This window comes from Dickeya aquatica, assembly GCF_900095885.1.
Classification (GTDB): domain Bacteria; phylum Pseudomonadota; class Gammaproteobacteria; order Enterobacterales; family Enterobacteriaceae; genus Dickeya; species Dickeya aquatica.
In genome coordinates this window covers 789,570-813,094 of the sequence record NZ_LT615367.1, presented here as the reverse complement: position 1 = coordinate 813,094, position 23,525 = coordinate 789,570, and the positions used below count along the sequence as shown (strand labels likewise).

The window sequence follows — 23,525 nt, the reverse complement described above, 5'->3', positions numbered from 1 at the left end:
CACCCGTTGGCACGGCGGTTATCCCTGCTCATGCACCGCAACCCAACGCGCCGCCTGATGCGACAGCACGATGGCATCCAGCACCCGGGAGACGCGCCAGCCCTCTTCAAAATCCGGCCACAGCGGTTTATCCGCCGCGATACCGTCAATCAGGTCACGCACTTCCACCGTCTTTTGGTCGTTAAAGCCGATACCGTGCCCGGCGCTGGCGCAAAAAGCGGCATATTCCGGGTGCTGCGGCCCTATCAGCAAGGTTTGAAAACCTTGCCGATTTACCGGGTCGTCATGCCGGTAGAGTTTCAGCTCCGCCATGCGCTCCTGCGTAAAACTGAGCGCGCCACGGGTGCCGGTGATGACATAACTCAGCCCCATTTTGCGCCCGCAGGCGACGCGGGAGGCTTCAATCACCCCGCGCGCGCCGCTGGCAAAGCGCACCATCGCATGGGCCTGATCCTCATTTTCCACCGTCACCCGCTCGTGACTGCCCGCACTCACTGGCCGCTCGGCCACCACCGTGTGCAGATCGCCGCACACCTCGGTGATGTCGCCGACCAGAAAGTGCGCCATATTGACGATGTGCGCGCCCACGTCGCCCAGCGCGCCGAGCCCGGCGGTATGGCGAAAGCAGTGCCAGTCTGCGGGTTTTAACGGGTCAGCCAGATAATCTTCATTGTGCGTGCCGTAGAAATGCGTCACCTCGCCGATTTCACCGCGCGCAATAATCTCTTTTGCTAATAGCGCCGCCGGGTTTTTCATGTAGTTAAAGCCGACCAGCGTTTTCACACCGGCCTGACGCGCGGCGTCCACCATGGCGCGCGCTTCAGCGGCATTGAGCGCCAGCGGCTTTTCTGAATAGACGTGTTTACCGTGGCGGATCGCCGCCATCGCCATCTCATGGTGCAGGAAATTCGGTGCGCAGATATCCACCACATCGATAGCCGGGTCAGCCACCAGCGCCTGCCAGTCGCCGGTTGAGCGGGCAAAGCCAAACGCCTGCGCGCGCTGTTTGGCCAACGCCGGCGACACGTCCGCCAGCATCTCACGCACCAGCTCGCCCTGGAGCGGGTACACCACCGGTGCCTGAGCATAGGCGATGGCGTGGGCACGCCCGATGTAGCCGCTGCCAATCAAGCCGATTCTTACCTGTTTCATCGGTGTTATTCCCCGTATCAGAGCGCGCCGCGCCGGTTTTTGGCATAGGTATCAAACGCCACAGCCAGCACGATGATGAGCCCGGTAATCACCTGCTGGTAATAGGCCGAGACATTCATCAGCACCAGCCCGTTAATCAAAATCCCCATGATGATGGAGCCTATCAGCGTGCCGCTGATGCGCCCGTAGCCGCCCATCAGCGAGGTGCCGCCAATCACCACCGAAGCAATGACGCGCAGTTCAAACGAAATCCCCGCCACCGCCTCGGCGCTGCCCAGCCGGGCGCTGAGAATGAAACCGGCCAGCCCCGCCAGTAACCCCATCACCACATAAACGCTCACCAGCACGCGCCGCACGTTGACACCGGCAAGTCTTGCCGCCTCGGTATTACCGCCGATGGCGTAGACAAAGCGCCCCCAGCGTGTTTTGTGCAACGCCAGCCAGCCAATCAGCGCCACCAGCGCAAAAATCCAGATAGGAACGGAGATACCGAGCATCTCGCCGCGCCCCCACCAGCGATAGCCGGGGTCGAAACCGGCAATCGGCGCACCGTCATTGATAACCAGCGTCAGGCCGCGCCAGATAGTCATGCCGCCGAGCGTGACGATAAACGGCGACAGCCGCAGCCGCGTGACCCCAAGGCCATGTAAAAACCCGATGAGCGTGCCTATCATCAGGCAAAGCCCCAGCCCGACCAGCCAGCTCATGCCGCCCCAGGCTTGCGCATCAACGGTGGTGAAATTATCCCCTTTGATGACCCAGGCCGCTGTCATCGCGCACACCGCCAGAATCGAACCGACGGACAAATCTATCCCGGCGGTGAGAATCACAAACGTCATGCCGACGGCCATGATGCCGTAGATGGACACTTCGGTCAGGATGTTGGTGATGTTGCGCTCAGTCAGGAAGTTGCTGTTCTGCGACTGAAAGAAGAAAATCAGCAAAATCATGAAAATAAACACGCCAAAGCGTTCAAAAAACGCGATCGGGTCAATGCGCCGACGGCCAGACGACGAGGTCGGCAGGGTGGTACGAAATAACGGTTGCTGCATACTCATACATTCATTCTCCTCAGGCGGCCTGTTGCGTGTCATGGCAGATGGCCATCAGGGTCATCAACCGCTCTTCACTGGCCTCATCGCCGTGTAATTCGCCCGTTACCCGCCCTTCACTCAGGGTGATAATGCGATCGGAAATCGCCATCACTTCCGGTAAATCAGACGAGATAACCACCACCGCCACGCCTTGTTTTGCCATATCAAACAGCACCTGATGCACTTCGGATTTGGTGCCGACGTCAATACCGCGCGTCGGCTCATCAACAATCAGCACCCGTGGTTTGAGCGCCATACAGCGCGCCAGAATCACCTTTTGCTGATTGCCGCCGGAGAGTTTGCGCACCTCCTGAGCGCTATCGACCATCTTGATGCGCAATGCCTGTCGATAGGACTCAATCAGCGCATCTTCGCGCCGGGTATCGACGAAATAGCGCCAGTGCAGCAACGATGACAGGCTAGAGAGCGACAGGTTATGGCGAATCGACAGCCCCAGCACCGCGCCCTCTTTTTTGCGATCTTCCGGCACCAGCGCAATGCCCTGCTCCAATGCATGCAGCGGATCGACCGGATGGTAGGGCTGGCCGTCCAGCCAGAATTCGCCGTGGGTGAACGGATCGGCACCAAACAGACAGCGCGCCACTTCGGTGCGCCCGGCTCCGACCAGCCCAGCGATACCGAGGATCTCACCGGCATGCACCTGAAAGCTGATGTTGTTCAGCGCGATGCCGTGCGAGTCGAGCGGCGGTTTCTCGCGGCATAGCCCGTTCACCGCCAGTCTGACCGGTTTGTCCTGATGGTGGGTTTGCGAGGCGGGGCGGCGGGTGAACACCACATCGCGCCCGACCATCATGCGGATGATGCCCGCCACATCGATGTCAGCCACCTTGCCGGAACCGGTATAGCGGCCATCCTGTAGTACGGTAAAGCGGTCACACAGCTGGAACACTTCATGCAAACGGTGCGTCACATAAATCACGCTGACACCGCGCGCCTTCAGCTCGCGCACCACCCGGTGCAGGCTCTCGACTTCGCTGTCGCTCAGGGCAGCCGAAGGCTCATCCATCACGATTAAGCGCGCATTCAGGGTCAGTGCCCGGGCTATCTCCACCATCTGCTGTTGCGCCACGCTCAGGCGGGCAACCAGGGTGGTCGGTTCGATGTGTAATTGCAGGTATTCCAGTACCGTGCGGGCTTCCTGATTGACCGCCTGCGCATCAACAAACAGGCGGTTGCGTTGCAGCTCGCGGCCAAGAAACATGTTTTCCGCTACCGTCATGTTAGGCAGCAGGTTGAATTCCTGATAAATCGTGATGATGCCGCGTTTTTGCCGCTCGACCGGTGAATCCTGCGGCGACAGCCGTTCGCCATTAAAATTGATATCGCCGCTGGTCTGCGGCTGAGCACCGGCCAGCGCTTTGAGCAGCGTCGATTTCCCGGCTCCGTTTTCACCCAGCAAGGCGTGAATTTCACCCGGCAGCACCGTCAGTTGCACCTGATTAAGCGCAAAGACACCGGAGAAATTTTTCGTCAGGTCACGAATGTTCAGTAAAGGTTCCGTCATGGCATGGCCCTCGTTATGCACCGGTCTGAATGACCGGTGCCTGCGTGGTGTCTTTGCTGAGTTGCCCATCGGGCGCTTCAGCTTACTTGCCCGCTTCGCCGATTCGCTCTGCGTCGTTAAGGTTGTCTTTGGTTATCATGGTCGGCGCATAATCCGCCCCGGTGATTGGCGCTTTGGTGCGAATATTGTTGGTCAATTGCGTCATCGCCTGCGTGACCGCATAACCGGGGCGCTGATCGGCTGTCGCCGCCAGCCAGCCATCACGCACGCGCGCCAGCGCTTCCGGTACGGCATCAAACCCTGTCACCAGCACCTCACCCGGTTTCAGCCCCTGGCTCTGTAACGCTTCAATCGCCCCCAGCGCCATGTCGTCGTTCGCCGATAAAATCACCTGCGGGCGCTTTGGCAGCGAAGGCAGTACGCTTTCGACAATGCGCATCCCTTCCGAGCGCATCCAGTTACCGGTTTGATCGACCACCAGGCGGTATTTCGCGCCCCCGGCTTTCAGGCTGTCGCGGATGCCCTGCGTGCGCTCAATATTGGATGACGACCCCGGCTGCCCGGTCAGCAGCACAATATCCGCGCCGTTGGGAAAACGCGCTTTGACAAAATCCGCCACTGCCTGCCCGCCTTTGTAGTTATTCGCACCAAAATGCGGCACTTTTCTGTCGGTTTTAACGGAGCGATCCAGCGTCACCACCGGCAATTTGGCATCCTGAATTTCCCCCACGGCACCGGACACCGCATTCACATCATTCGGGGAAACCACAAAGCCCTGTGCGCCACGGGTAATGGCATTTTCCAAATCGGCCACCTGCTTCGGCGAGCTGCCCTGGCTATCGAGCACTTGCAGGTTCACGCCCAGGTCTTTGGCCGCTTTGACCGCCGTGCGCTGCATATGCACTTCAAACGGCATGGCCAGATTGGGCGTACTAAAAACGATTTGCTCGTTCTGGGCCTGTACCAGAGCGGGTGACGTGACGAAAGCCAGTGCCACGGCCATGAGGGTGAGGTTTTTTTTCATGGTGTTGTCTCGGTATCCGTTGGTGTAGGGAGAGGTGCCGCGATGCCGCTGCTGCGGCATTGCAGCGTTATTACCGGGCCGGTACATGGCCAGCCCGGGTCATATCACAATGCCACCGCGCGCGCGCTTGCCAGCGACTCCAGCGCTTTATCCGCCAGATACAGCGCGCGCTCGCCATCCGCGCCGCTGCACTGCGGCTGCGTGCGCCCGTGCAGCACATCAACGAAGTGACGCCACTCGGCGGCGTAGGCCTCACGATAACGTTGCAAGAAGAAGTGTTCCGGTTTGGCCGCCAGACATCCGGCGTCGCCCCAGTGTTCAACCTGATGCTCATGGACGTTGCCGACGCGCAGCACGCCGCGCTCGCCGTGCAACTCTAAGCGCTGGTCATAGCCGTAACCGGAGCGACGGCTGTTGACGATGGTGGCCATCGCTCCGCTGGCGAAGCGGAACACCACCAGCGCGGTGTCGATATCCCCGGCCGCGCCAATCGCCGGGTCAACCAGATTGCTGCCTTGGGCAAACACCGATACCGGCTCTTCGCCCATGATGAAACGCACCATGTCGAAATCGTGAATGGTCATATCGCGGAACATGCCGCCGGAAACGCGCACATATTCCGCTGGCGGCGGGGACGGGTCGCGGGAAATCACCATCAGCGATTCGGTTTTGCCGATTGCGCCCTCACGCGCCAGCGTGTGTACCCGGCGAAATTGCGCGTCATAACGGCGGTTAAAGCCGACAAACAGCGGCACGCCCTGCTGCTCAACAACCTTCAGGCAGTCGCGTACCCGGGCGATATCCAGATGCACCGGCTTTTCACAAAAAATCGCTTTGCCATGCCGGGCGGCACGCTCAATCAAATCGGCATGGGTATCGGTGGCGGAAGCTATCAACACCGCGTGAATGGCCGGGTCGGCCATGGCCTCGTCCAGCGTTTGCACGCGCGCCTGATAACGTGCCGCCAATGCGCTGGCACTGGCCGGGTTCGGGTCAACCACCGAGTACAGACAGGTGTCCTGATGACTGGCGATGTTAACGGCATGTACCTGACCAATACGGCCAGCGCCCAGTAATGCAATGTTAAACATGGCTGCTCCTTCGATACCGCCGGGTATCTCTGGTTGAGTGTCGGGTTTCTGTGTGAGGTAGCATTATCCTGTGGTGATAATAGAACGTTTATTCCAATTTAAGTAAAACTGGAAATTACGTTTTTGCGTACCAGATAACACTTTGGTGACAAATCAGCAAAATAGTGTTAGCAAAGTCACGGGATCAGCAGGGCCGTTTTTGCCGGTGTCAGGCTGGCGAAATACCGTCGAAGAGTGTGATACAACATCAGAAAGCATCAGCTTTGCCGGGAAAGGAGTCGCTTGCCGGGCAGGCAGGATGTGAAAAACAAAGGCCGTGTTAACCGCGCCACAACAGGCGATATGAGCGAGTACGCCAGTCAGTTGCATTGAAGCACACAAAATGAAATGAATATTCCAACCGTTATCTCTATACACAGGAAAATAGAAACCTCAACACCACCTCTCTTTTCCTGAATATAACGTTTTCCCTAAAAATAACGTTGATTTTGATAATAACAATCATTACCATATGTATGCTTTGCTTTAACAACCAACATTGCCTTATCAAAGCAAACAAATAATATGCGAGTGGTTTAACAAAATAGTTACAGAGCATCCCATACAGTTCTGGACTAAATGGATTGGAATAATTGGCCCACTGTGGTAGTGAATAGCTTTGGGTAGTCCATGGCAGGAATAACACAGAATGATTTCAAATCAGTATATCAGCCGCATCTCTCTTAACCGCGATAAGGTGGAATCATTCGACCTTTATCCATTTTCTATTCCAGCTATTCACTCGTTTGAGTTTATTGACCCTCATCCCAAGGTTACCTTTTTTATTGGCGAGAACGGCAGCGGGAAATCCACATTGCTGGAGGCCATCGCTGTTGCCATGGGGTTTAACCCCGAAGGCGGCACCCAAAATTTTAATTTCAGTACGCGGGCATCGCATTCACAATTATCGAATTACCTGAAAATAGCCAAAGGCGTGAAACGCCCCCGTAATGGCTTTTTCTTCCGTGCTGAAAGCTTTTTTAATCTGGCTTCTGAAATCGAACACCTTGATGCCGAACCTGCCAGTAGCCCGCCGGTGATTAATTCCTATGGCGGCCATTCTTTACATGAGCAGTCGCACGGCGAGTCATTTCTCTCACTGATGATGAACCGCTTTGGCAGCCAAGGATTATACCTGCTCGATGAACCGGAGGCCGCGCTCTCACCCGCCAGACAGTTAGCGATGCTGGCCAGAATGCATGACCTGATTCGGGATGACTCGCAATTTATCATCGCCACCCATTCGCCGATTCTGCTGGGTTACCCCGATGCGTTAATCTACCAATTTGATAGTGATAGTCTCTCTCCTGTAAATTATAAGGACACCGATCATTATCAAATTACACGTTCCTTTCTGAACAATCCGGAAAAAATGCTAAAAGAGTTGATGAAGAAATAGCTCTGTAATTATTAACTTCACATTGAATTTTTATTTCATCATCAATAAAAAACTTATGGAGGTTTAACAAAAAAATATCTATAGGAGTCATACAAACCCCACTAACAATAACACCATAAAAGGAAGAATAGGTGAATTATAAATCCATAAAAAAATATTTTTATTAGTTATTTATGCTACAACTTCACTCTATCATAACACAGGCCTTCCCGATGAAAAAACAAACAGAATATTGACACAAGAAAATAACAGTGGGAGAATAGAATTATCATATTACATCAATCAGCAAAGAATTAACCCAGAGAATTTTATTAAATCAAATCAATCTGCCAAGATACTTAATGAAAGTTACAAAGAAAAAAAAGATAGATGCATACTGGAATGTTTATCTACACTACCCACAGGCACGCTTGATGGTGCACCATTCCATAGATGTATGACTGAATGTATGGGAATGATGCCCATGTGTAACATTTAACTCACATTAAAAAACTTACGGGGTAATAACTATGTTTATTTCAGATAAAGATGTAGCCAGAAAAGTCATTAACAAGTCATCGATCATGATAACGTTAATTGAAAAAGATCTAATCGAATTAGGCACTCAAATACCTGAGGAAGAATACAACAAATGCAAATATAGAGTAGGTGAGCTCCTTTACACGCTTTGTAATGTTATCAATGATATTTCCATTGATCATCCTGATTTAAAACCCAAAGACTTCCCTGTATATATTACAAAAGAGGAAAGTAAATAATGCCAACTTATAATATAAGCATATTAAATTGCGGAGAAACAACGACGATAACATGCTCCGATGATGAATATATACTGGATGCCGCTGAGAACGCCGGATTAGAACTACCTTATAGCTGCCGAGCGGGTGCATGTTCTACATGTACATGTAGAGTCTTATCTGGAAAATATGATGACACCAATCAATCTTTTCTCAATCAAAATCAACAGGAAATTATATATTATCATGTGTAACATATCCTAGCTCTGATATGTTTATTATGTCTCATGCAGAGACGGATTTAACATAATGAACAGAAGATCTTTCATCATATCCGGGATAGCATTGGGGCTCTACAGCATCACGCATCAAACTTACAGCGCCCTAACGAAAAAAAACATCATAATAAATACAATACTCATCAATGACGAACAGAAAATTATCGACAGGTTGGATAAATTCCTGTTTAAAAAGGGGCAGTGTGTTTTTTCAGATTCGAAAGACCGTATACCTGTAAAATTTGTTTTGCGCTTTTTTGAAAAAAATACGATGAAACCGCTGATTGGCGCTAAAGTAGGGATCTGTCTTTCTGATGCGTTCAAAGCGATTGGAAAAACCCCCTCAACAAATAATACATGTAATGCAACATGGGCTGAGGTGACTGAAGAAAATTATATAGAGTTTTCAACTTACGTTCCCAAAATCACACTAAAAAAAGATAGATTCATGAACCCGATCGATTTCATTATCAGAAAAGAGGATAAATTCTCAATATCCAGAATTAATTTTTCGAATGATTTTTTACAAACACGAAGGGATTTACATAAGGAGGTTAAAAATGGTGTGTACACACAAACATTAACCGATCGAGCTATAGAGATTTCTGGCCAAAGTATTGATAGCTCGGTAGTTGAATTAACACCAGAAATGGCACGAGGTTACTTCCACGTCGCTATAGATTTTATTGTTGATGGTATTAATCTGTAAAACACATCACCGTATATCCAAAAGTAAACAAGAAATTTGGCATATCAGTTGTGTCCCTCTGTAAACATAAACAAAGTTATCGTATTGCGTTGAATCAGTATCCCATTTGTAAAACGGGATACTGATTAACTAAACTCCGTATTTTAATACTGCCGCGCGCGGGTGCGCTGTAATTGCACCTCGCGGGCGGCATCGACAATCGCCGGGTTTTCCGCCGTTTGCGCCGTGCCGATGTTCCACCAGGCGTCATAACCGTGCGACATGCTCTTGGGCAACACTTTGATATCCAGCAGACACGGGCCGGGGTGCGCCTGCGCCTCGCGTAAGGCGTGCAACAGCGAGGCTTCATCGCGCACCGTCCAGGCGCGCACGCCGTAGCTTTCGGCATTGCGGGCGAAATCCACCGTCACCAGCGGGCCGGTCAACCGGCCACTGCCCGGCTCTCGTCTGCGGTTTTCGGTGGCAAAACTGCCCATGCCCTGGCTCATCTGCAAATTATTGATGCAGCCAAAACCGGCATTATCAAACAACAGCACCGTGATTTTGATGCCCTCTTGTACCGCCGTGTGCAGTTCACTGTGCAGCATCAGGTAAGAGCCATCGCCCACCATGGCATACACCGGCTGCTGCGGCGCGGCCAGCCGTGCGCCCATCGCCGCCGCGATTTCATAGCCCATGCAGGAGTAACCGTACTCCAGATGGTAGCTGTCTGGCGTGTTGACCTGCCAAAGCCGCTGTAAATCCCCCGGCAGGGAGCCGGCGGCACCGACAATAATGGCATCCTCCTCCAGCGCCTGGTTAAGCAGGCCCAGCACACGGGTTTGCATCAAGCGCGTCCCCAGCGCTTCGCGGTATTCCGCCAGTTGTGCCTCAAGGTGCCCGGCGATTTCCAGCCCCTGCCCATCGTCATCGCGACGGGCGGCAAGGCGCTCGCACTCACGCTGCCAGTCGGCGCGGGCCTGCGCTATCGCCTCGCCCCAGGCGCTGCAATAGCCTTTCGTCGCCGCAGACAGGGCCTGCAACCCGACGCGCGCATCGGCTATCAAGGCAGTGGCATCCAGCTTCAGGGCGTCAAACTCCGCCACATTCAACAGCAAAAACTCCACGTCGGGATGCGTGAATAGCGACTTCGACGCGGTGGTGAAATCCGTCAGGCGGGTGCCGACGCCAATCACCACATCCGCCTGCGCCGCCAGCCGGTTGGCCGCCTGCCCGCCGGTCACACCAATTCCGCCGACGTTGAGCGGATGGGACGACACCACCGCGCTCTTGCCCGCCTGCGTTTCGGCAAAGGGTATCTGGCTGCGTTCGGCAAAGGCCTGGAAAGCCTCATGCGCCCCGGCGTAACGCACGCCGCCGCCGCAAATCAACAATGGCCGCTGCTTGCGCACCAGCAGTGCCGCCGCCTGCGCCAGACGTGACGCATCCGGCGGACGACGTTCCAGATGGTGTACCCGGCGCTGGAAAAAGGCCGCCGGATAATCCCAGGCTTGCCCCTGTACATCCTGTGGCAAACACAGTGTCACCGCCCCGGTATCGGCCGGGTCAGTCAGCACCCGCATGGCGTTGAGCAACGCGCTCATCAGTTGCTCGGGGCGGGAGAGGCGATCCCAATAGCGGCTAACCGGCCGCAGGCTGTCATTGGTACTGAGGGTCGCATCGTGGTACTGCTCGATTTGCTGTAACACCGGGTCGGGCTGACGGCTGGCAAACAGGTCACCCGGCAGCAGCAATAGCGGAATGCGGTTAGCGGTGGCGGTGGCGGCCGCTGTCACCAGATTCGCCGCGCCCGGCCCAACCGATGTCGTCACCGCCATCACACGCTGGCGGCGGTGCTGCCTGGCAAAACCAATGGCGATGTGCGCCATTCCCTGTTCATTACAGCCCTGATACACGCGCAAGTGCCCCGGCTCCTGCTCCAGCGCTTGCCCGATGCCCAGCACATTGCCGTGGCCAAAAATAGTCATCACCCCGGCAAACAGCGGGGTTTCCACCCCATCGACCTCAAGGTATTGCTGATTCAGAAACTTAACCAGCGCCTGCGCCATGGTCATGTTCAATGTTTGCATCGCTCTGCTCCTGCACCTGAAGTGGCATTATTCCAGCGTCGGCATCACAAAATGGCTGGTGTGCTGCGCAAGCCTGATGCTGGCAGGCCAGCGGCTGGTCACGGTTTTCATGCGGGTATAAAAACGCACGCCGTCATTGCCGTGTACATTGAGCGCACCAAAGATAGAGCGTTTCCAGCCGCCAAAGCTGTGAAACGCCATCGGCACCGGGATCGGCACGTTTACGCCGACCATCCCCGCCTGCACCTCCTCGCTGAACTGGCGTGCAGTATCGCCATCACGGGTAAAAATCGCCGCGCCGTTACCGTACTCATGCTGGTTGATAAGCGTCAGCGCGGTCTGGTAGTCCGGCACGCGCACCACCGCAAGCACCGGGCCGAAAATCTCTTTCCGGTAAATATCCATCTGCGGCGTCACGTTATCAAACAGCGTCGGGCCGACAAAATAACCCTGCTCATGCCCCGCTACGCGAAGGGCCCGGCCATCCACCCGCAGCGTCGCGCCCTGCTCAACGCCGCGCTGAATATAACCGATGATGCTGTCGCGATGAGCCGCCGAAATCACCGGCCCCATGTCATACTCTTTTTCCTCTGTCAGGCCGGGGCCGACGCGCATGGCGGCAATCTGCCGCTCCAGCGACTGGCACAGCGCTTCCGCCGTCTCATCACCCACCGCCACCACCACCGATAACGCCATGCAGCGCTCGCCTGCCGCGCCGTAAGCGGCTCCCAGGATCGCGCTGGCGGCCATGTCCATGTCGGCATCCGGCATCAGGATGCAGTGATTTTTCGCACCGCCTAATGCCTGACAGCGCTTGCCGTGCGCCGAGGCGGTACGGTAGATGTACTCCGCCACCGGCGTCGAGCCGACAAAACTCACCGCCTGAACACGCGCGTCACTGAGCAGGACATCCACCGCCTCTTTATCGCCTTGTACCACGTTAAAGACCCCCGGCGGTAAACCGGCAGCGGTAAGTAATTGCGCCAGCAGCAGCGACAGCGAAGGATCTTTCTCCGACGGTTTAAGCACAAAGGTATTACCGGTCGCCAGCGCAATCGGGAACATCCACATCGGCACCATCGCCGGGAAGTTAAACGGCGTAATGCCCACGCACACCCCCAAAGGCTGCATCAGCGAATGGCTGTCCACCCCGCTGCCGACATTCGCCGAGTGTTCGCCTTTTTGCAGGTGCGCCATGCCACAGGCAAACTCAACCACTTCGAGGCCACGGGTCAGCTCGCCGAGCGCATCAGAGTAAACTTTGCCATGCTCATCAGAGATAACGCGCGCCAGCTTATCCATGTTCTCTTCCAGCAGCGCCTTAAAACGGAATAACACGCGAGCCCGGCGCAGCGGCGACTGCCTGGCCCAGTCGGGGAACGCGTTGGCCGCCGCGTGGATAGCCTGTTCAACTTCCGCCGCGCTGCTTAATGCCACCTGCCGCGTTTGCTCGCCTGTCGCCGGGTTATACACCGGGGCAAACCGGCCACTGTGGCTCTGTGCAAGCTCGCCGTGAATAAAATTCGAGACCGTTTCCATCATGACACCTCCGCTGGGATTAAGGGGACAATTGGCTGCTACCGCTTTACTGTATATGAAATGAAAATTTCATTTTAATAGGAAATAAAATAAATGTTGATTATTGTGATCCAGCGTGGATTTTCAAAAACCCGTGTTATACCGCGTTCTGATAGCACTTTACCGTTCAGATAACCTGCAGGCGCATTGAATTATTTATTCTATTTATCACGCTAAAAACCAGAAAACGGTTTGAAATGCCGGTTCAACTCACTAGAATCTGAGCGACGGCATTCCGCCGGTGTGACGGAGAGAATAATCATGGCGATGGCGACCAGCCTGAGAGAACTACAACAGCAAATCCGTACCCGGTACGACACACTCAGCAAACGCCTGCAACAAGTGGCGCGTTATGTGCTCGATAACACCAATAGCGTGGCATTCGACACGGTGGCCATTATCGCCGAACAAGCCGATGTGCCGCCGTCTACGCTGATCCGCTTCGCCAATGCGTTTGAGTTCAGCGGGTTCAATGAAATGAAACAGCTGTTTCGCATGAATCTGGTTGAGGAAACCGCCAGCTACACTGACCGCGCGCGGCTGTTTCGTGAAATGGAAGAAGCCGCACCAGAACGCCCGCAAGACATATTGCATGAGTTTGCGCGATCTAACGCCCAGGCCATGCAACAGCTCGCCACGCGTACCGCGCCTGAAACGCTGGAAAAAGCCGTCGAGTGGCTGGCGCAGGCGCAAACCATTTATATCGTCGGGCTACGGCGTTCATTTAGCGTGGCGGCGTACATGGCGTATGCGTTAAGCCATCTGGAAAGCCGCCCGGTACTGGTCAACGGGCTGGGCGGTATGTTTCACGAGCAGCTATGTCGGGTCAGCGAGCAGGATGTGGTGGTGTCTATCAGTTTTTCGCCCTACGCGCCCGAAACCGTGATGGCAAGCGAACTGGCCGCCCGTGCCGGAGCGCGCCAGATAGTCATCACCGACAGCCAGCTCAGCCCGCTTGCCAGCCTCAGCGATGTCTGTTTCGTGGTAAAAGAAGCGCAGGTGGATGCGTTTCGTTCCCAGTCAGCCACCTTGTGCCTGGTGCAATCGCTGATGGTGTCGCTGGCCTACCGTCAGGGCAACCGCCAGCCGATACGGCAATTATCCTCGCAACCCACTGCCAAATGACCGCGTGTTTCGCCGCACCTGCGCCGATGACCATCGCGCGGCGACAGCCTCATCACTCGCCATGAACCGGAAAATCATGGCGAATATTGCCGCATTCACATTCACGTACCTGATGGAAAAAAGTCCCGTCGTCCGGCCTGAAATGATACTCTTGCAACCCTAGATCAAATAGCGTCTTATCAGGCAGTAGCCAGTACAACGGATCCCATAACGGAAAGAGTGATATGAGTAAAATTCGGGTTGGCGTGGTTTTTGGTGGTAAATCCTCTGAGCACGAAGTGTCTCTCCAGTCGGCAAAGAATATTGTGGATGCCATTGATAAAACGCGGTTCGATGTGGTGCTGTTAGGCATCGACAAGCAAGGCGAATGGCATGTTAATGACGCCTCCAACTACCTGCTGAACGCGGATAACCCCAAGCTTATCGCCCTTAATCGCTCCAGCCAGAATGTGGCGTTGATTCCGGGGCAAACCCATCATCAGTTGATTGACACCCAGAGCGCGGGCGCGCTGTCGCAGATTGACGTTATTTTCCCTATCGTACACGGCACGCTGGGCGAAGACGGTTCGCTGCAAGGGTTGCTGCGTATGGCGAATATCCCGTTTGTCGGCAGCAGCGTGCTGGGCTCGGCGGTCAGCATGGATAAAGACATCACCAAACGGTTATTGCGCGATGCCGGTTTACTGGTCGCCCCGTTCGTGACCCTGACGCGCGCCAACCGCGCGCACCACAGTTACGACAGCCTGAGCGCGGAATTAGGCCTGCCGCTGTTCGTCAAACCGGCCAATCAGGGGTCATCGGTTGGCGTCAGCAAGGTGCGCAACCGTGCCGAATTCGACGAGGCGCTGGCGCTGGCCTTCCGTTATGACCACAAAGTGCTGGTCGAGTCGGCGATTATCGGGCGGGAAATCGAATGTGCGGTACTCGGTAATGACTACCCGAAGGCCAGCCTGTGCGGCGAGATTGTGCTGCATGATGAGTTTTACTCTTACGATACCAAGTACATCAGTGAAGCGGGGGCAGCGGTGGCGATCCCGGCCCCGATGGATGATGCCGTGCATCAGCGTATCCGTGAACTGGCGTTGCGGGCCTTTCAAACGCTCGACTGCCGTGGCATGGCGCGGGTAGACGTGTTCCTGACACCGGATAATCAGGTGATCGTCAATGAGATCAACACGCTGCCCGGTTTTACCAACATCAGCATGTACCCCAAACTCTGGGAAGCCAGCGGCCTTGGCTACAGTGAATTGATCACTCAACTGATCGAACTGGCGCTGGAGCGCCATGCACAAGACACGAGCCTGCAAAGTTCTGTCTCGCCAGAGTAACCCGGATGGTTCGCCGTGCGCCCGGCACGGCGGTTGCAGCTATCCGCCAACGTCTCGGCGAGCGTGCGTCATTTTTACGACAACGGCATAAACGCAAGTCGTATAAACGCAAAGAGGGCGTACCGGTACGCCCTCTTGTCGCCAGCCAGCCCGGCCGACTAAGCCGGGTTTATCTCATCAGCATCACACGCGGCTTAACATCGCAAAGCTGTCGCTGGTCATAGATGGCTGAAAATCAGTCACCTCGTAGCGGGCAACGGCCTGAAACGGGTCTTGTTTCAGGAAGTCTTCCAGCACGGCGCGCTCAATACTGCGGGCCAGAATCACCCCACCGGTACGCGGATTCTTACGCCCGGAAGCAATAAATAATCCTTGTTCATAACCTCGTTTCAGCCAGGTGACGTGCGATTCCAAAAATCCCTCAACTTCATCCATGGGCGCTGTGTATGTCAGACTGATGATAAACATGGTCGTTCTCTTCATTATCAGTCGGTTATCGGCCAACGCCCCGCTTGCAGCACCACCCGATAACCGTCGGGATCCACAAAGGTTTTACCCTGCCGGTCCCAGTAAGGATTAAATGACGTCACCACGCTGAACCCGGCCTGCACCATACGTTCACAGGTTGCCTGCCACCGTATCGGGTCGGGAATGTACAGCACCAGTAAATCGTCTTCCGTCGGAGTCGGTCTGACCGGATGGTGATGGCAAACCGTCAACTCAAGATGCCAGGCCAACCCCGGTAGCCCCAGCATAACACCACTGAATCCATCATGTTGCGCAAACGCGCTTAATTTCTGCAATCCGACGCCATCGCAGTACATCCGTTCGCTGACGGCCAAATCCATCACCGGCCTTGCCACGCGCAATGTGATCATCTTTCACTCCTTTTTATTGCCAGACAGCGTGATAGCACGGTGTTAAGAAACGAGCCACATAAAAAACCTATTTTTTATCATGGCATTATCAGACTGAAAACCGGCATTCACCAACCACAGGCCATCCGGCTTTATCTGCGCCACGGCTATCGGGTGCGTGGCCTGTTTCCCCGCTATGATGATGATCCACTGAGCGTCTACATGGAAAAAACGCTGGTGGATAGCGCATAAAAAAGCGTTGCGCCCCCTAACGCAAAAGCTGTATATTCAACCAGCATTTTTCATGGAGAGGCAGCAATGTACGTAGAGCTGGTTTACGATAAAAGAAACGTGAGCGGATTACCCAACGCGGCAGAACAGATAAAAAACGAGCTAACTAAACGGATCCACCGGGTATTTCCAGACGCAGAGATCAAAATTAAGCCGATGCAGGCGAATGCGATTAACTCCAACGCCAGCAAACAGGATAAATCCACCATTAACCGCATCGTCGAAGAAATGTTCGAAGAAGCCGATGAATGGCTGGTGATGGAATAGCCTTTCATCGGCTGCGCCAGCCAGCCTCAGCGCTGCGGCTGGCATGGAACAGCCACGTTTCCGGTTTTAGACAGATGCGCACGGCTGTGGGTGCTCCATCATATACACCGCGACCGTCTCCTGCCGCTGAAGCGTGCTCAGAAACATCGGTCGTAACCCCAGCGAATGAAAGCCGCATTTCAGCAATACCCGCCCTGAGGCGACATTCTGCGGCAGGTGGCAACCGTAGATTTTCTCAATCCCCAGTTCGCTGAATGCAAACTGGCACAGCGCCCGGCTGGCCTCGGTGCTCAGGCCGCGCTGCCGAAAGGCGGGTTCCAGCCAGTAACCAATTTCCGGGTGTGCGGTTTCCAGCGACACCAGTGAAATCGCGCCCATAATTTGCCGGGTGCGAGAATCACAAATGGCGTAGGCCACCCCCTTATGCTGCTCCCAGTGTTGCTGAAAATCAGCAATCCAGGTGACAACTGCTGCCAATGAGCAAGGATAAGGGATTAACAGCGTCATGGCAGAAATGCCTGGGTCACTGTTTAGCAGTGTGCAGATGGGCTGCGCATCCTGTTCGTGTAACGGGCGCAGAATCAGGTGTTCGGTGGTCAGTGTGGGTTGTGGCGACATCAGGCTCTCCTTCTCAGTCGCGCCAGCACAACGGATATGTGTGTGTTTCGGCGTACTGTTTAGGTGGCGTGCCCCGTTCACGGTTCCGGGAAGGTGTAACCACACACCTTCCCGCTCCCCAGCCGGAGCCTTTCAGGAATAGAGGAGGCTGGCGACCTGTTCACTTTCCTCACGGGAATAGCCGCCATACGTCATGGCTGCGACAAACGTACTGCGATCGGTATTCGGATAGACCTGCTCATTAAGCACGATGCGCCCCACGTCTTCGGGCGTCAGCTCAGGAAACTGCTCGTGAATCGCCCCCACCACATCACGGCTGGCATAACCCAGCATACGGATGATACCGGCAATTTCCTGCGCGGATGTTTCATCCTGATAGGTGGAATAAATGACATCGGCAATCAATTTTGCTGTTAGCACGTTGACTCTCGACACATCGCTATAACGACTACCCAGAGACTGCACAATATGTGTGATGGCCTCTTGCGGCCCGTAGCCCCTTTCGCGGATTCGGGCTAATACCGTAACCATTTTTTCTCTCAGATCGTTAAACATAGCGCTGTTCCTTCCGTCGAAATCGATAATCAGCCCGAAGACCGCGAAAACTCTCCCTGGAGTAGAACCGCTATCCTTAACCCTCGCGTCTGGGATGCTTGCACCTGAGGCAATACGTATCGGCATCAGGTACATCATGGTATTACTTTCAGCATAGGCGCAGATACCTATCCTTCCACTGACTTATCACGCTTTACGGGTACAGGTTACTTTTTTCCGCCACACTTCACATCTTGAGCATGCACATAGGCTTACCCGATTGGCTGCCCCTATCACCGGATACAAACACCCTAATATATTAACGGCAATTTAACCTGATTTTTACAGCGTGCCGGGTCACATTCTTCATCAGAAAAAAACCAACCGGGTAATAAACCGTCAGACAACCGTGCTTCTTCGCAGCCAGAGACGACAAAACCCCAACACCTCACACCTCTGATTAGTTATCGGCCACTGCAAAGTCCTGCATCGAACTGCTATGATCCGGGTGGCGGCCGTGACATTACTGGCTTCATCCCGTGTCAGCCAGGTCATACACACCTTGAAACAACTCTGCCAGATCAGCATCGGTAAAAAACGCCGCGAGATTGCGATAATAAGCACCCGCAGAGTCATCAATTCAGCAATCAGTGAGAAGGTTACGTCATGATCACCACCGATGGTAATAGCGCGGTCGCTTCCGTTGCGTTTCGTACCAGTGAAGTTATCGCCATCTACCCCATTACGCCCAGTTCGACCATGGCCGAGCAGGCGGCAGCCTGGTCGAGTGACGAACGCAAGAATATCTGGGGAGATACGCCTCGGGTGATTGAGATGCAATCGGAAGCCGGTGCCATCGCCACGGTGCACGGTGCGCTGCAAACCGGTGCCTTATCCACCTCATTTACCTCATCGCAGGGGTTACTGCTGATGATCCCGACGTTGTACAAACTGGCCGGTCAACTGACGCCGTTTGTGCTGCATGTCGCCGCCCGCACCGTCGCAACGCATGCGTTGTCGATTTTTTGTGATCATTCCGATGTGATGGCGGTACGCCAAACCGGGTGCGCCATGCTCTGCGCCAGCAACGTGCAAGAAGCGCAGGACTTCGCGCTGATTGCGCAAATGGCCAGTCTGAATAGCCGCCTGCCGTTTATTCATTTCTTCGATGGTTTTCGCACCTCGCATGAAATCAATAAAATTGCGCCCCTGAGCGATGACGCGCTGCGCACTCTGCTGCCACAGGCCGCAATTGACGCGCACCGTGAGCGAGCACTCACCCCCGATCGCCCGGTTATCCGGGGCACGGCGTCCAACCCCGATACGTTCTTCCAGGCACGGGAAGCGACCAACCCGTGGTACAACGCCGCCTTCGGCCATGTGGAACAGGCGATGGACGACTTCGCCCGCGTCACCGGCCGCCAGTATCAGCCTTTTGAGTATTACGGCCACCCACAAGCCACACGCGTGTTGGTTATCATGGGTTCAGGCAGCGGCACCTGTGAAGAAGTGGTCGATGCGCTGCTGGCACGCGGCGAAGCGGTCGGGGTGGTGAAAGTGCGCCTTTATCGCCCGTTTTCAGCACAACACCTGCTGGGCTGCATCCCGCAGAGCGCGCAGCGCATTGCCGTGCTCGACAGAACCAAAGAGCCGGGTGCGCTGGCCGAACCGTTGTATCTGGATGTGATGACCGCGCTGGCAGAAGCCTTCTCCCGCGGTGAGCGCTCACTGATGCCGCAAGTCATCGGTGGCCGTTACGGGCTGTCGTCAAAAGAGTTCACGCCACAGTGTGTGGAGGCCGTATATAAAGAGTTAGCGCTCACCAACCCCAGAGCGCGTTTTACCGTCGGCATTTACGACGATGTGACCCATTTATCGTTGCCGCTGTCTGACCAACCGATGCCGACCCAGATGTCCCTGCAGGCACTGTTCTATGGCCTTGGCAGTGACGGCACGGTTTCTGCGGCCAAGAACTCAATTAAAATCGTCGGCAACGCTACCCCGCTGTTCGTTCAAGGCTATTTTGTCTACGACTCGAAAAAAGCCGGTAGCCTGACGGTATCTCACATGCGTGTTGGCCCGCATCCGATTCACTCGGCCTATTTGATTGAGCAGGCGGATTTTGTCGCCTGTCATCAGTGGCAGTTTATCGATAAGTACAGCATGGTCGATCGCCTCAAGCCAGGCGGTATCTTCCTGATTAATGCCCCGTATAGCGCCAGCGAACTGTGGGCACGGCTGCCGCAGGAAGTTCAGGCCGGTTTAAATCAGCGGCAGGCGCGGGTGTACTGCATTAATGCGGCTAAAATTGCGCGGGAATGCCAGTTGGGAGCACGCATCAACACCGTGATGCAGATGGCTTTCTTTCACCTGACGCAAATTCTGCCAGGTGAGAACGCGCGCGATAAACTGCGCGACGCCATCAGCAGCAGCTATGGCAACAAAGGTCAGGAACTGGTTGAGCGTAACTGGCGGGCGCTGGATGCCACGCTCGCTTCACTGGAAACCGTCGCGCTGGCACCCGTCAACCCGGCAAGCCCGCATCGGCCGCCGGTTGTTTCCGATGCCGCACCCGATTTTGTCAAAACCGTGACCGCCGCCATGCTGGCCGGGCTGGGTGACAGCCTGCCGGTGTCGGCCCTGCCGCCGGACGGCACCTGGCCTACCGGCACCACCCGGTGGGAGAAGCGCAACATCGCAGAGCGTATCCCGCTGTGGAAAGCCGAGCTGTGTACGCAATGCAACCACTGCGTTGCCGCCTGCCCGCATTCGGCTATCCGCGCGAAAGTCGTTCCGGCCACGGCAATGGCCGATGCCCCGGCATCACTGGCCTCGCTGGAGGTGAAAGCGCGCGATATGCGCGGCCAAAAATATGTGCTGCAAGTGGCCCCTGAAGATTGCACCGGTTGTAACCTGTGTGTTGAAGTCTGTCCGGCCAAAGATCGCCAAAACCCGGACATTAAGGCCATCAACATGGAGCCGCGTCTGGAGCATGTCGCGACAGAGAAAACCCATTACGACTTCTTCCTGACGCTGCCAGAAATTGACCGTAGCCAGATTGAACGCATCGATATTCGCACTTCGCAGCTGATTACCCCGCTGTTTGAGTATTCTGGTGCCTGCTCGGGCTGTGGCGAAACCCCGTACATCAAGTTGCTGACGCAACTCTATGGCGACCGACTGTTGATTGCGAACGCGACAGGCTGTTCGTCAATTTACGGCGGTAATCTACCCACCACACCGTGGACAACCGATGCCAATGGCCGCGGCCCGGCCTGGGCTAACTCGCTGTTTGAAGATAATGCCGAATTCGGCCTTGGCTTTCGCCTGAGTGTCGATAGCCACCGCCAGCGCGCGCTGCGTCTGCTGGAGCAACTGAGCGACCAGCTCCCGCAAGAATTGGTAGAGGGCCTGCGCGGCAACCGTGTTGCCGTTGATGCGCGCCGCGAGCAGATTGCGCAGATGCGCCTGTTACTGCAAACACACAGCGGTGATGCCGCGCGCCAGTTGTCAGCCGATGCCGACCACTTGGTCGAAAAATCCGTCTGGCTGATTGGCGGTGACGGCTGGGCTTACGATATTGGTTACGGCGGTCTTGACCACGTAATGAGCCTGTCGGAGAACGTTAACGTACTGGTGCTGGATACCCAGTGCTACTCCAACACCGGTGGTCAGCAATCCAAAGCGACGCCGCTTGGCGCGGTCACGAAATTTGGCGAGCACGGCAAGCGCAAAGCGCGTAAAGACCTGGGCATCAATGTGATGATGTACGGCCATGTCTATGTGGCGCAAATCTCACTGGGTGCCCAGCTTAACCAGACGGTTAAAGCCATTCAGGAAGCGGAAGCCTGGCCGGGCCCGTCGCTGATTATCGCCTACAGCCCGTGCGAGGAACATGGTTATGACCTGGCCCACAGCCATGAGCAGATGCGCCAGCTCACCACCACCGGGTTCTGGCCGCTCTACCGTTTCGACCCGAGACGCGCCCAGGAAGGTAAACCGGCGCTGGTGACGGACTCACGCGCACCGTCGGCAAGCCTGAGCGATACGCTGCTCAACGAGCAACGCTTTCGCCGCCTGAACACCCAGCAACCTGATGCCGCTGCGCAGCTTTATGCCGAAGCCGAGGCCGACTTGCGCCGCCGCTATGACTTCCTGAGCCTGCTGGCAGGCAAAGCGGAGAAAAACGTGCAGGAGTAACGCAACAGGCCTGCGCCGCGCCACAAAGGGAGCGACATGCTCCCTTTGTGGGCTTCAGGGTTGACCAGCGGTGATTAATTAGCCGTTTTGATGACAAAGAAATGTAATGGATTGTACAGCGGGTTTTCCTGCCAACTTTCTGAACATATAATGCGCATCCGGCCGGTTGTGAGCCGGAGATACCCAATGTATGCGGGGTATAACAACAATTCCTTTGCCACAATGGCTTTAACACTCAACAAAGACATGAAAATGAGTATTCGCGCGATCCTGACATCAGTAGTTGTGACGGTGGCGGCTTTCAGCCAGACAGCACTCGCCGTGGTTTATCCCTTACCTGCCCCGAACAGCCGGCTGGTGGGTGAAAATATTGAAGTGACCATTCCTAAAGACAGCACTGCACCACTGGAGCAATTCGCTGCCCAGTACCAGATGGGCCTGAGCAACCTGCTGGAAGCCAACCCGGGCATCGATGTTTATCTGCCGAAACCGGGCAGCACCATGATTGTACCGCAGCAACTGATTCTCCCTGACGCACCGCGTGAAGGCATTGTGATCAACACAGCGGAAATGCGGCTGTACTACTACCCGAAAGGTTCAAAAACCGTGGTCGTGTTGCCTATCGGTATCGGCCAGTTAGGTAAAGATACCCCGATTAACTGGGTGACGTCCGTGCAGCGCAAGAAAGAGCGCCCAACCTGGACGCCAACTGCGGCCATGCACGCAGAATACGCCGCCCGTGGCGAATACCTGCCTCAGGTCTACCCGGCAGGCCCGGATAACCCGATGGGCCTGTATGCGCTCTACATCGGTAAGCTCTATGCGATTCACGGCACCAACGCCAATTTTGGTATCGGCCTGCGTGTCAGCCACGGCTGTGTGCGCTTGCGTGCAGATGACATCAAGTACCTGTTTAATCACGTTCCCGTCGGCACCCGCGTACAGTTTATTAACGAGCCGGTAAAAGCCACCGTTGAACCGGATGGCTCACGCTACGTTGAAGTGCACAACCCGCTGTCACGCACGGAAGAAGAGTTCAACTCATCAGCGCCTGCGCCTATCAAACTGACACCGGTTGTCAGCAAAACGCTGGCGGATGCCAGCGTAAGCGAAAACGCCGTCAACCAGGCGCTGCAAAACCGTGTTGGTATGCCGGTCAAAGTCAACGGCGCGCAAGAAGCCGCCCCGGTTGCCCCGCAGGCTCCGGTTATCCAGCAGACCAGCAGCCCGGATAACAGCCAGCCAGCCATTATCCCGGTACCGGCAACCACCGCCGCTCCGGCGGCTGATGCCAGCCAGTCTTAATGACCCTGACAGGGCAGCCTCCGCTGCCCTGATTTTTTCGGCCCCCATGACTTACCCCACCGCCTGCTCATAGCGTCAACGATAATTTCCCGGCGCTCCCAACAGCCTGTTGCTGCACCGCCTGCGTATAACGCCCCCTATCATCACAACATCCTGCTTTCAGAGCGATTTTTTAACGCCTGCACCGGGCTGATGCCTAAAAGCGCCCATCTTATCCGGCATGACTTTCACCCCCAAAATCAATTGACTTGTCATCTATTGATTTGGTTAACTAATGCCTGTTCACTATTTCACTGACTTCATGA

20 protein-coding genes and 1 pseudogene are annotated in these 23,525 nt (G+C 55.2%); 10 read left to right on the top strand and 11 right to left on the bottom strand.

From position 1 onward, the window contains the following. Positions 1 to 18 precede the first annotated feature (18 nt). The 5 genes from DAQ1742_RS03695 to iolG form a co-directional block, all read right to left on the bottom strand. Positions 19 to 1,152: a Gfo/Idh/MocA family protein gene (locus DAQ1742_RS03695; protein ID WP_035339973.1), complete on the bottom strand. Its 1,134-nt coding sequence runs from the start codon at positions 1,150 to 1,152 to the stop codon at positions 19 to 21. A 17-nt stretch (positions 1,153 to 1,169) separates the two neighbouring features. Next, positions 1,170 to 2,210, bottom strand: a complete 1,041-nt coding sequence (locus DAQ1742_RS03690) for an ABC transporter permease (RefSeq protein ID WP_125258349.1) — start codon at positions 2,208 to 2,210, stop codon at positions 1,170 to 1,172. Positions 2,211 to 2,223: 13 nt separating this feature from the next. Next, positions 2,224 to 3,771 carry a sugar ABC transporter ATP-binding protein gene (locus tag DAQ1742_RS03685; protein WP_035339971.1) on the bottom strand — a complete coding sequence of 516 codons (1,548 nt, stop codon included), beginning with the start codon at positions 3,769 to 3,771 and terminating at the stop codon, positions 2,224 to 2,226. A gap of 82 nt (positions 3,772 to 3,853) precedes the next feature. After that, positions 3,854 to 4,774, bottom strand: coding sequence for a substrate-binding domain-containing protein (locus tag DAQ1742_RS03680; protein WP_371327842.1), 921 nt, complete (start codon positions 4,772 to 4,774; stop codon positions 3,854 to 3,856). 125 nt (positions 4,775 to 4,899) lie between these two features. Next, positions 4,900 to 5,886 (bottom strand): inositol 2-dehydrogenase, encoded by a 987-nt coding sequence (gene iolG / locus DAQ1742_RS03675; RefSeq protein ID WP_035339968.1) that lies wholly within the window; start codon positions 5,884 to 5,886, stop codon positions 4,900 to 4,902. A gap of 688 nt (positions 5,887 to 6,574) precedes the next feature. On the opposite strand from iolG, the gene DAQ1742_RS03670 reads away from it, so the two are divergent. From DAQ1742_RS03670 to DAQ1742_RS03655, 4 genes are all read left to right on the top strand, one after another. Beyond that, complete coding sequence (locus DAQ1742_RS03670; RefSeq protein WP_035339967.1) at positions 6,575 to 7,324, top strand: AAA family ATPase; 750 nt, start codon at positions 6,575 to 6,577, stop codon at positions 7,322 to 7,324. 509 nt (positions 7,325 to 7,833) lie between these two features. Continuing rightward, positions 7,834 to 8,082, top strand: a complete 249-nt coding sequence (locus DAQ1742_RS03665) for a hypothetical protein (protein WP_035339965.1) — start codon at positions 7,834 to 7,836, stop codon at positions 8,080 to 8,082. Beyond that, complete coding sequence (locus DAQ1742_RS20830) at positions 8,082 to 8,315, top strand: 2Fe-2S iron-sulfur cluster-binding protein (protein WP_456298321.1); 234 nt, start codon at positions 8,082 to 8,084, stop codon at positions 8,313 to 8,315. The genes DAQ1742_RS03665 and DAQ1742_RS20830 overlap by 1 nt, the downstream gene beginning before the upstream one ends. A 55-nt stretch (positions 8,316 to 8,370) precedes the next feature. Next, the gene (locus DAQ1742_RS03655; protein WP_035339963.1) at positions 8,371 to 9,048 is read left to right on the top strand and encodes a hypothetical protein; all 678 of its coding nucleotides are present in this window, start codon (positions 8,371 to 8,373) and stop codon (positions 9,046 to 9,048) included. Between the two features lie 143 nt (positions 9,049 to 9,191). Here DAQ1742_RS03655 and iolD read toward each other — a convergent pair whose 3' ends face one another. Together iolD and DAQ1742_RS03645 are read right to left on the bottom strand one after the other, a co-directional pair. After that, entirely contained in the window at positions 9,192 to 11,117 is a 1,926-nt protein-coding gene (iolD, locus tag DAQ1742_RS03650; RefSeq protein WP_035339961.1) for a 3D-(3,5/4)-trihydroxycyclohexane-1,2-dione acylhydrolase (decyclizing), read from the bottom strand. A 27-nt stretch (positions 11,118 to 11,144) separates the two neighbouring features. Further along, positions 11,145 to 12,656: a CoA-acylating methylmalonate-semialdehyde dehydrogenase gene (locus DAQ1742_RS03645; protein WP_035339959.1), complete on the bottom strand. Its 1,512-nt coding sequence runs from the start codon at positions 12,654 to 12,656 to the stop codon at positions 11,145 to 11,147. A 300-nt stretch (positions 12,657 to 12,956) separates the two neighbouring features. Between DAQ1742_RS03645 and DAQ1742_RS03640 the strand changes: the two genes are divergently transcribed. Then, entirely contained in the window at positions 12,957 to 13,820 is an 864-nt protein-coding gene (locus DAQ1742_RS03640) for a MurR/RpiR family transcriptional regulator (protein ID WP_035339957.1), read from the top strand. A 224-nt stretch (positions 13,821 to 14,044) separates the two neighbouring features. Then, positions 14,045 to 15,148 (top strand): D-alanine--D-alanine ligase, encoded by a 1,104-nt coding sequence (ddlA, locus tag DAQ1742_RS03635; RefSeq protein WP_035339955.1) that lies wholly within the window; start codon positions 14,045 to 14,047, stop codon positions 15,146 to 15,148. Positions 15,149 to 15,331: 183 nt separating this feature from the next. Here the strand turns inward: ddlA and DAQ1742_RS03630 are convergent, their stop codons facing one another. Together DAQ1742_RS03630 and DAQ1742_RS03625 are read right to left on the bottom strand one after the other, a co-directional pair. Next, complete coding sequence (locus DAQ1742_RS03630; RefSeq protein ID WP_035339953.1) at positions 15,332 to 15,616, bottom strand: YciI family protein; 285 nt, start codon at positions 15,614 to 15,616, stop codon at positions 15,332 to 15,334. A gap of 17 nt (positions 15,617 to 15,633) precedes the next feature. Further along, positions 15,634 to 16,026, bottom strand: coding sequence for a VOC family protein (locus DAQ1742_RS03625; RefSeq protein WP_035339951.1), 393 nt, complete (start codon positions 16,024 to 16,026; stop codon positions 15,634 to 15,636). An 87-nt stretch (positions 16,027 to 16,113) separates the two neighbouring features. Here DAQ1742_RS03625 and DAQ1742_RS03620 point away from each other — a divergent pair. Continuing rightward, a pseudogene (locus DAQ1742_RS03620) lies at positions 16,114 to 16,257 on the top strand (GNAT family N-acetyltransferase); the annotation flags it as partial. A 66-nt stretch (positions 16,258 to 16,323) separates the two neighbouring features. After that, positions 16,324 to 16,563: a DinI family protein gene (locus tag DAQ1742_RS03615; protein ID WP_035339947.1), complete on the top strand. Its 240-nt coding sequence runs from the start codon at positions 16,324 to 16,326 to the stop codon at positions 16,561 to 16,563. 66 nt (positions 16,564 to 16,629) lie between these two features. Here the strand turns inward: DAQ1742_RS03615 and DAQ1742_RS03610 are convergent, their stop codons facing one another. Together DAQ1742_RS03610 and DAQ1742_RS03605 are read right to left on the bottom strand one after the other, a co-directional pair. Beyond that, positions 16,630 to 17,181, bottom strand: coding sequence for a GNAT family N-acetyltransferase (locus tag DAQ1742_RS03610; RefSeq protein WP_035339945.1), 552 nt, complete (start codon positions 17,179 to 17,181; stop codon positions 16,630 to 16,632). Between the two features lie 132 nt (positions 17,182 to 17,313). Beyond that, positions 17,314 to 17,736: a hypothetical protein gene (locus tag DAQ1742_RS03605; protein WP_035339943.1), complete on the bottom strand. Its 423-nt coding sequence runs from the start codon at positions 17,734 to 17,736 to the stop codon at positions 17,314 to 17,316. Positions 17,737 to 18,381: 645 nt separating this feature from the next. Between DAQ1742_RS03605 and nifJ the strand changes: the two genes are divergently transcribed. Next, positions 18,382 to 21,915 (top strand): pyruvate:ferredoxin (flavodoxin) oxidoreductase, encoded by a 3,534-nt coding sequence (gene nifJ, locus DAQ1742_RS03600; RefSeq protein ID WP_035339941.1) that lies wholly within the window; start codon positions 18,382 to 18,384, stop codon positions 21,913 to 21,915. 252 nt (positions 21,916 to 22,167) lie between these two features. After that, complete coding sequence (locus DAQ1742_RS03595; protein ID WP_035345734.1) at positions 22,168 to 23,220, top strand: L,D-transpeptidase family protein; 1,053 nt, start codon at positions 22,168 to 22,170, stop codon at positions 23,218 to 23,220. Positions 23,221 to 23,525: the final 305 nt, after the last annotated feature.

What these genes read in the sequence shown, in the direction of transcription:
- ddlA (WP_035339955.1), top strand. Translation starts at nt 14,045, where the DNA reads ATGAGTAAAATTCGGGTTGGCGTGGTTTTTGGTGGTAAATCCTCTGAG.
- DAQ1742_RS03665 (WP_035339965.1), top strand. Translation starts at nt 7,834, where the DNA reads ATGTTTATTTCAGATAAAGATGTAGCCAGAAAAGTCATTAACAAGTCA.
- DAQ1742_RS03680 (WP_371327842.1), bottom strand. Translation starts at nt 4,774, where the DNA reads ATGGCCGTGGCACTGGCTTTCGTCACGTCACCCGCTCTGGTACAGGCC.
- DAQ1742_RS03655 (WP_035339963.1), top strand. Translation starts at nt 8,371, where the DNA reads ATGAACAGAAGATCTTTCATCATATCCGGGATAGCATTGGGGCTCTAC.
- DAQ1742_RS03625 (WP_035339951.1), bottom strand. Translation starts at nt 16,026, where the DNA reads ATGATCACATTGCGCGTGGCAAGGCCGGTGATGGATTTGGCCGTCAGC.
- DAQ1742_RS03685 (WP_035339971.1), bottom strand. Translation starts at nt 3,771, where the DNA reads ATGACGGAACCTTTACTGAACATTCGTGACCTGACGAAAAATTTCTCC.
- nifJ (WP_035339941.1), top strand. Translation starts at nt 18,382, where the DNA reads ATGATCACCACCGATGGTAATAGCGCGGTCGCTTCCGTTGCGTTTCGT.
- DAQ1742_RS03610 (WP_035339945.1), bottom strand. Translation starts at nt 17,181, where the DNA reads ATGTCGCCACAACCCACACTGACCACCGAACACCTGATTCTGCGCCCG.
- DAQ1742_RS03615 (WP_035339947.1), top strand. Translation starts at nt 16,324, where the DNA reads ATGTACGTAGAGCTGGTTTACGATAAAAGAAACGTGAGCGGATTACCC.
- DAQ1742_RS03630 (WP_035339953.1), bottom strand. Translation starts at nt 15,616, where the DNA reads ATGTTTATCATCAGTCTGACATACACAGCGCCCATGGATGAAGTTGAG.
- DAQ1742_RS03605 (WP_035339943.1), bottom strand. Translation starts at nt 17,736, where the DNA reads ATGTTTAACGATCTGAGAGAAAAAATGGTTACGGTATTAGCCCGAATC.
- DAQ1742_RS20830 (WP_456298321.1), top strand. Translation starts at nt 8,082, where the DNA reads ATGCCAACTTATAATATAAGCATATTAAATTGCGGAGAAACAACGACG.
- DAQ1742_RS03695 (WP_035339973.1), bottom strand. Translation starts at nt 1,152, where the DNA reads ATGAAACAGGTAAGAATCGGCTTGATTGGCAGCGGCTACATCGGGCGT.
- DAQ1742_RS03640 (WP_035339957.1), top strand. Translation starts at nt 12,957, where the DNA reads ATGGCGATGGCGACCAGCCTGAGAGAACTACAACAGCAAATCCGTACC.
- iolD (WP_035339961.1), bottom strand. Translation starts at nt 11,117, where the DNA reads ATGCAAACATTGAACATGACCATGGCGCAGGCGCTGGTTAAGTTTCTG.
- DAQ1742_RS03690 (WP_125258349.1), bottom strand. Translation starts at nt 2,210, where the DNA reads ATGAGTATGCAGCAACCGTTATTTCGTACCACCCTGCCGACCTCGTCG.
- DAQ1742_RS03595 (WP_035345734.1), top strand. Translation starts at nt 22,168, where the DNA reads ATGAGTATTCGCGCGATCCTGACATCAGTAGTTGTGACGGTGGCGGCT.
- DAQ1742_RS03645 (WP_035339959.1), bottom strand. Translation starts at nt 12,656, where the DNA reads ATGGAAACGGTCTCGAATTTTATTCACGGCGAGCTTGCACAGAGCCAC.
- iolG (WP_035339968.1), bottom strand. Translation starts at nt 5,886, where the DNA reads ATGTTTAACATTGCATTACTGGGCGCTGGCCGTATTGGTCAGGTACAT.
- DAQ1742_RS03670 (WP_035339967.1), top strand. Translation starts at nt 6,575, where the DNA reads ATGATTTCAAATCAGTATATCAGCCGCATCTCTCTTAACCGCGATAAG.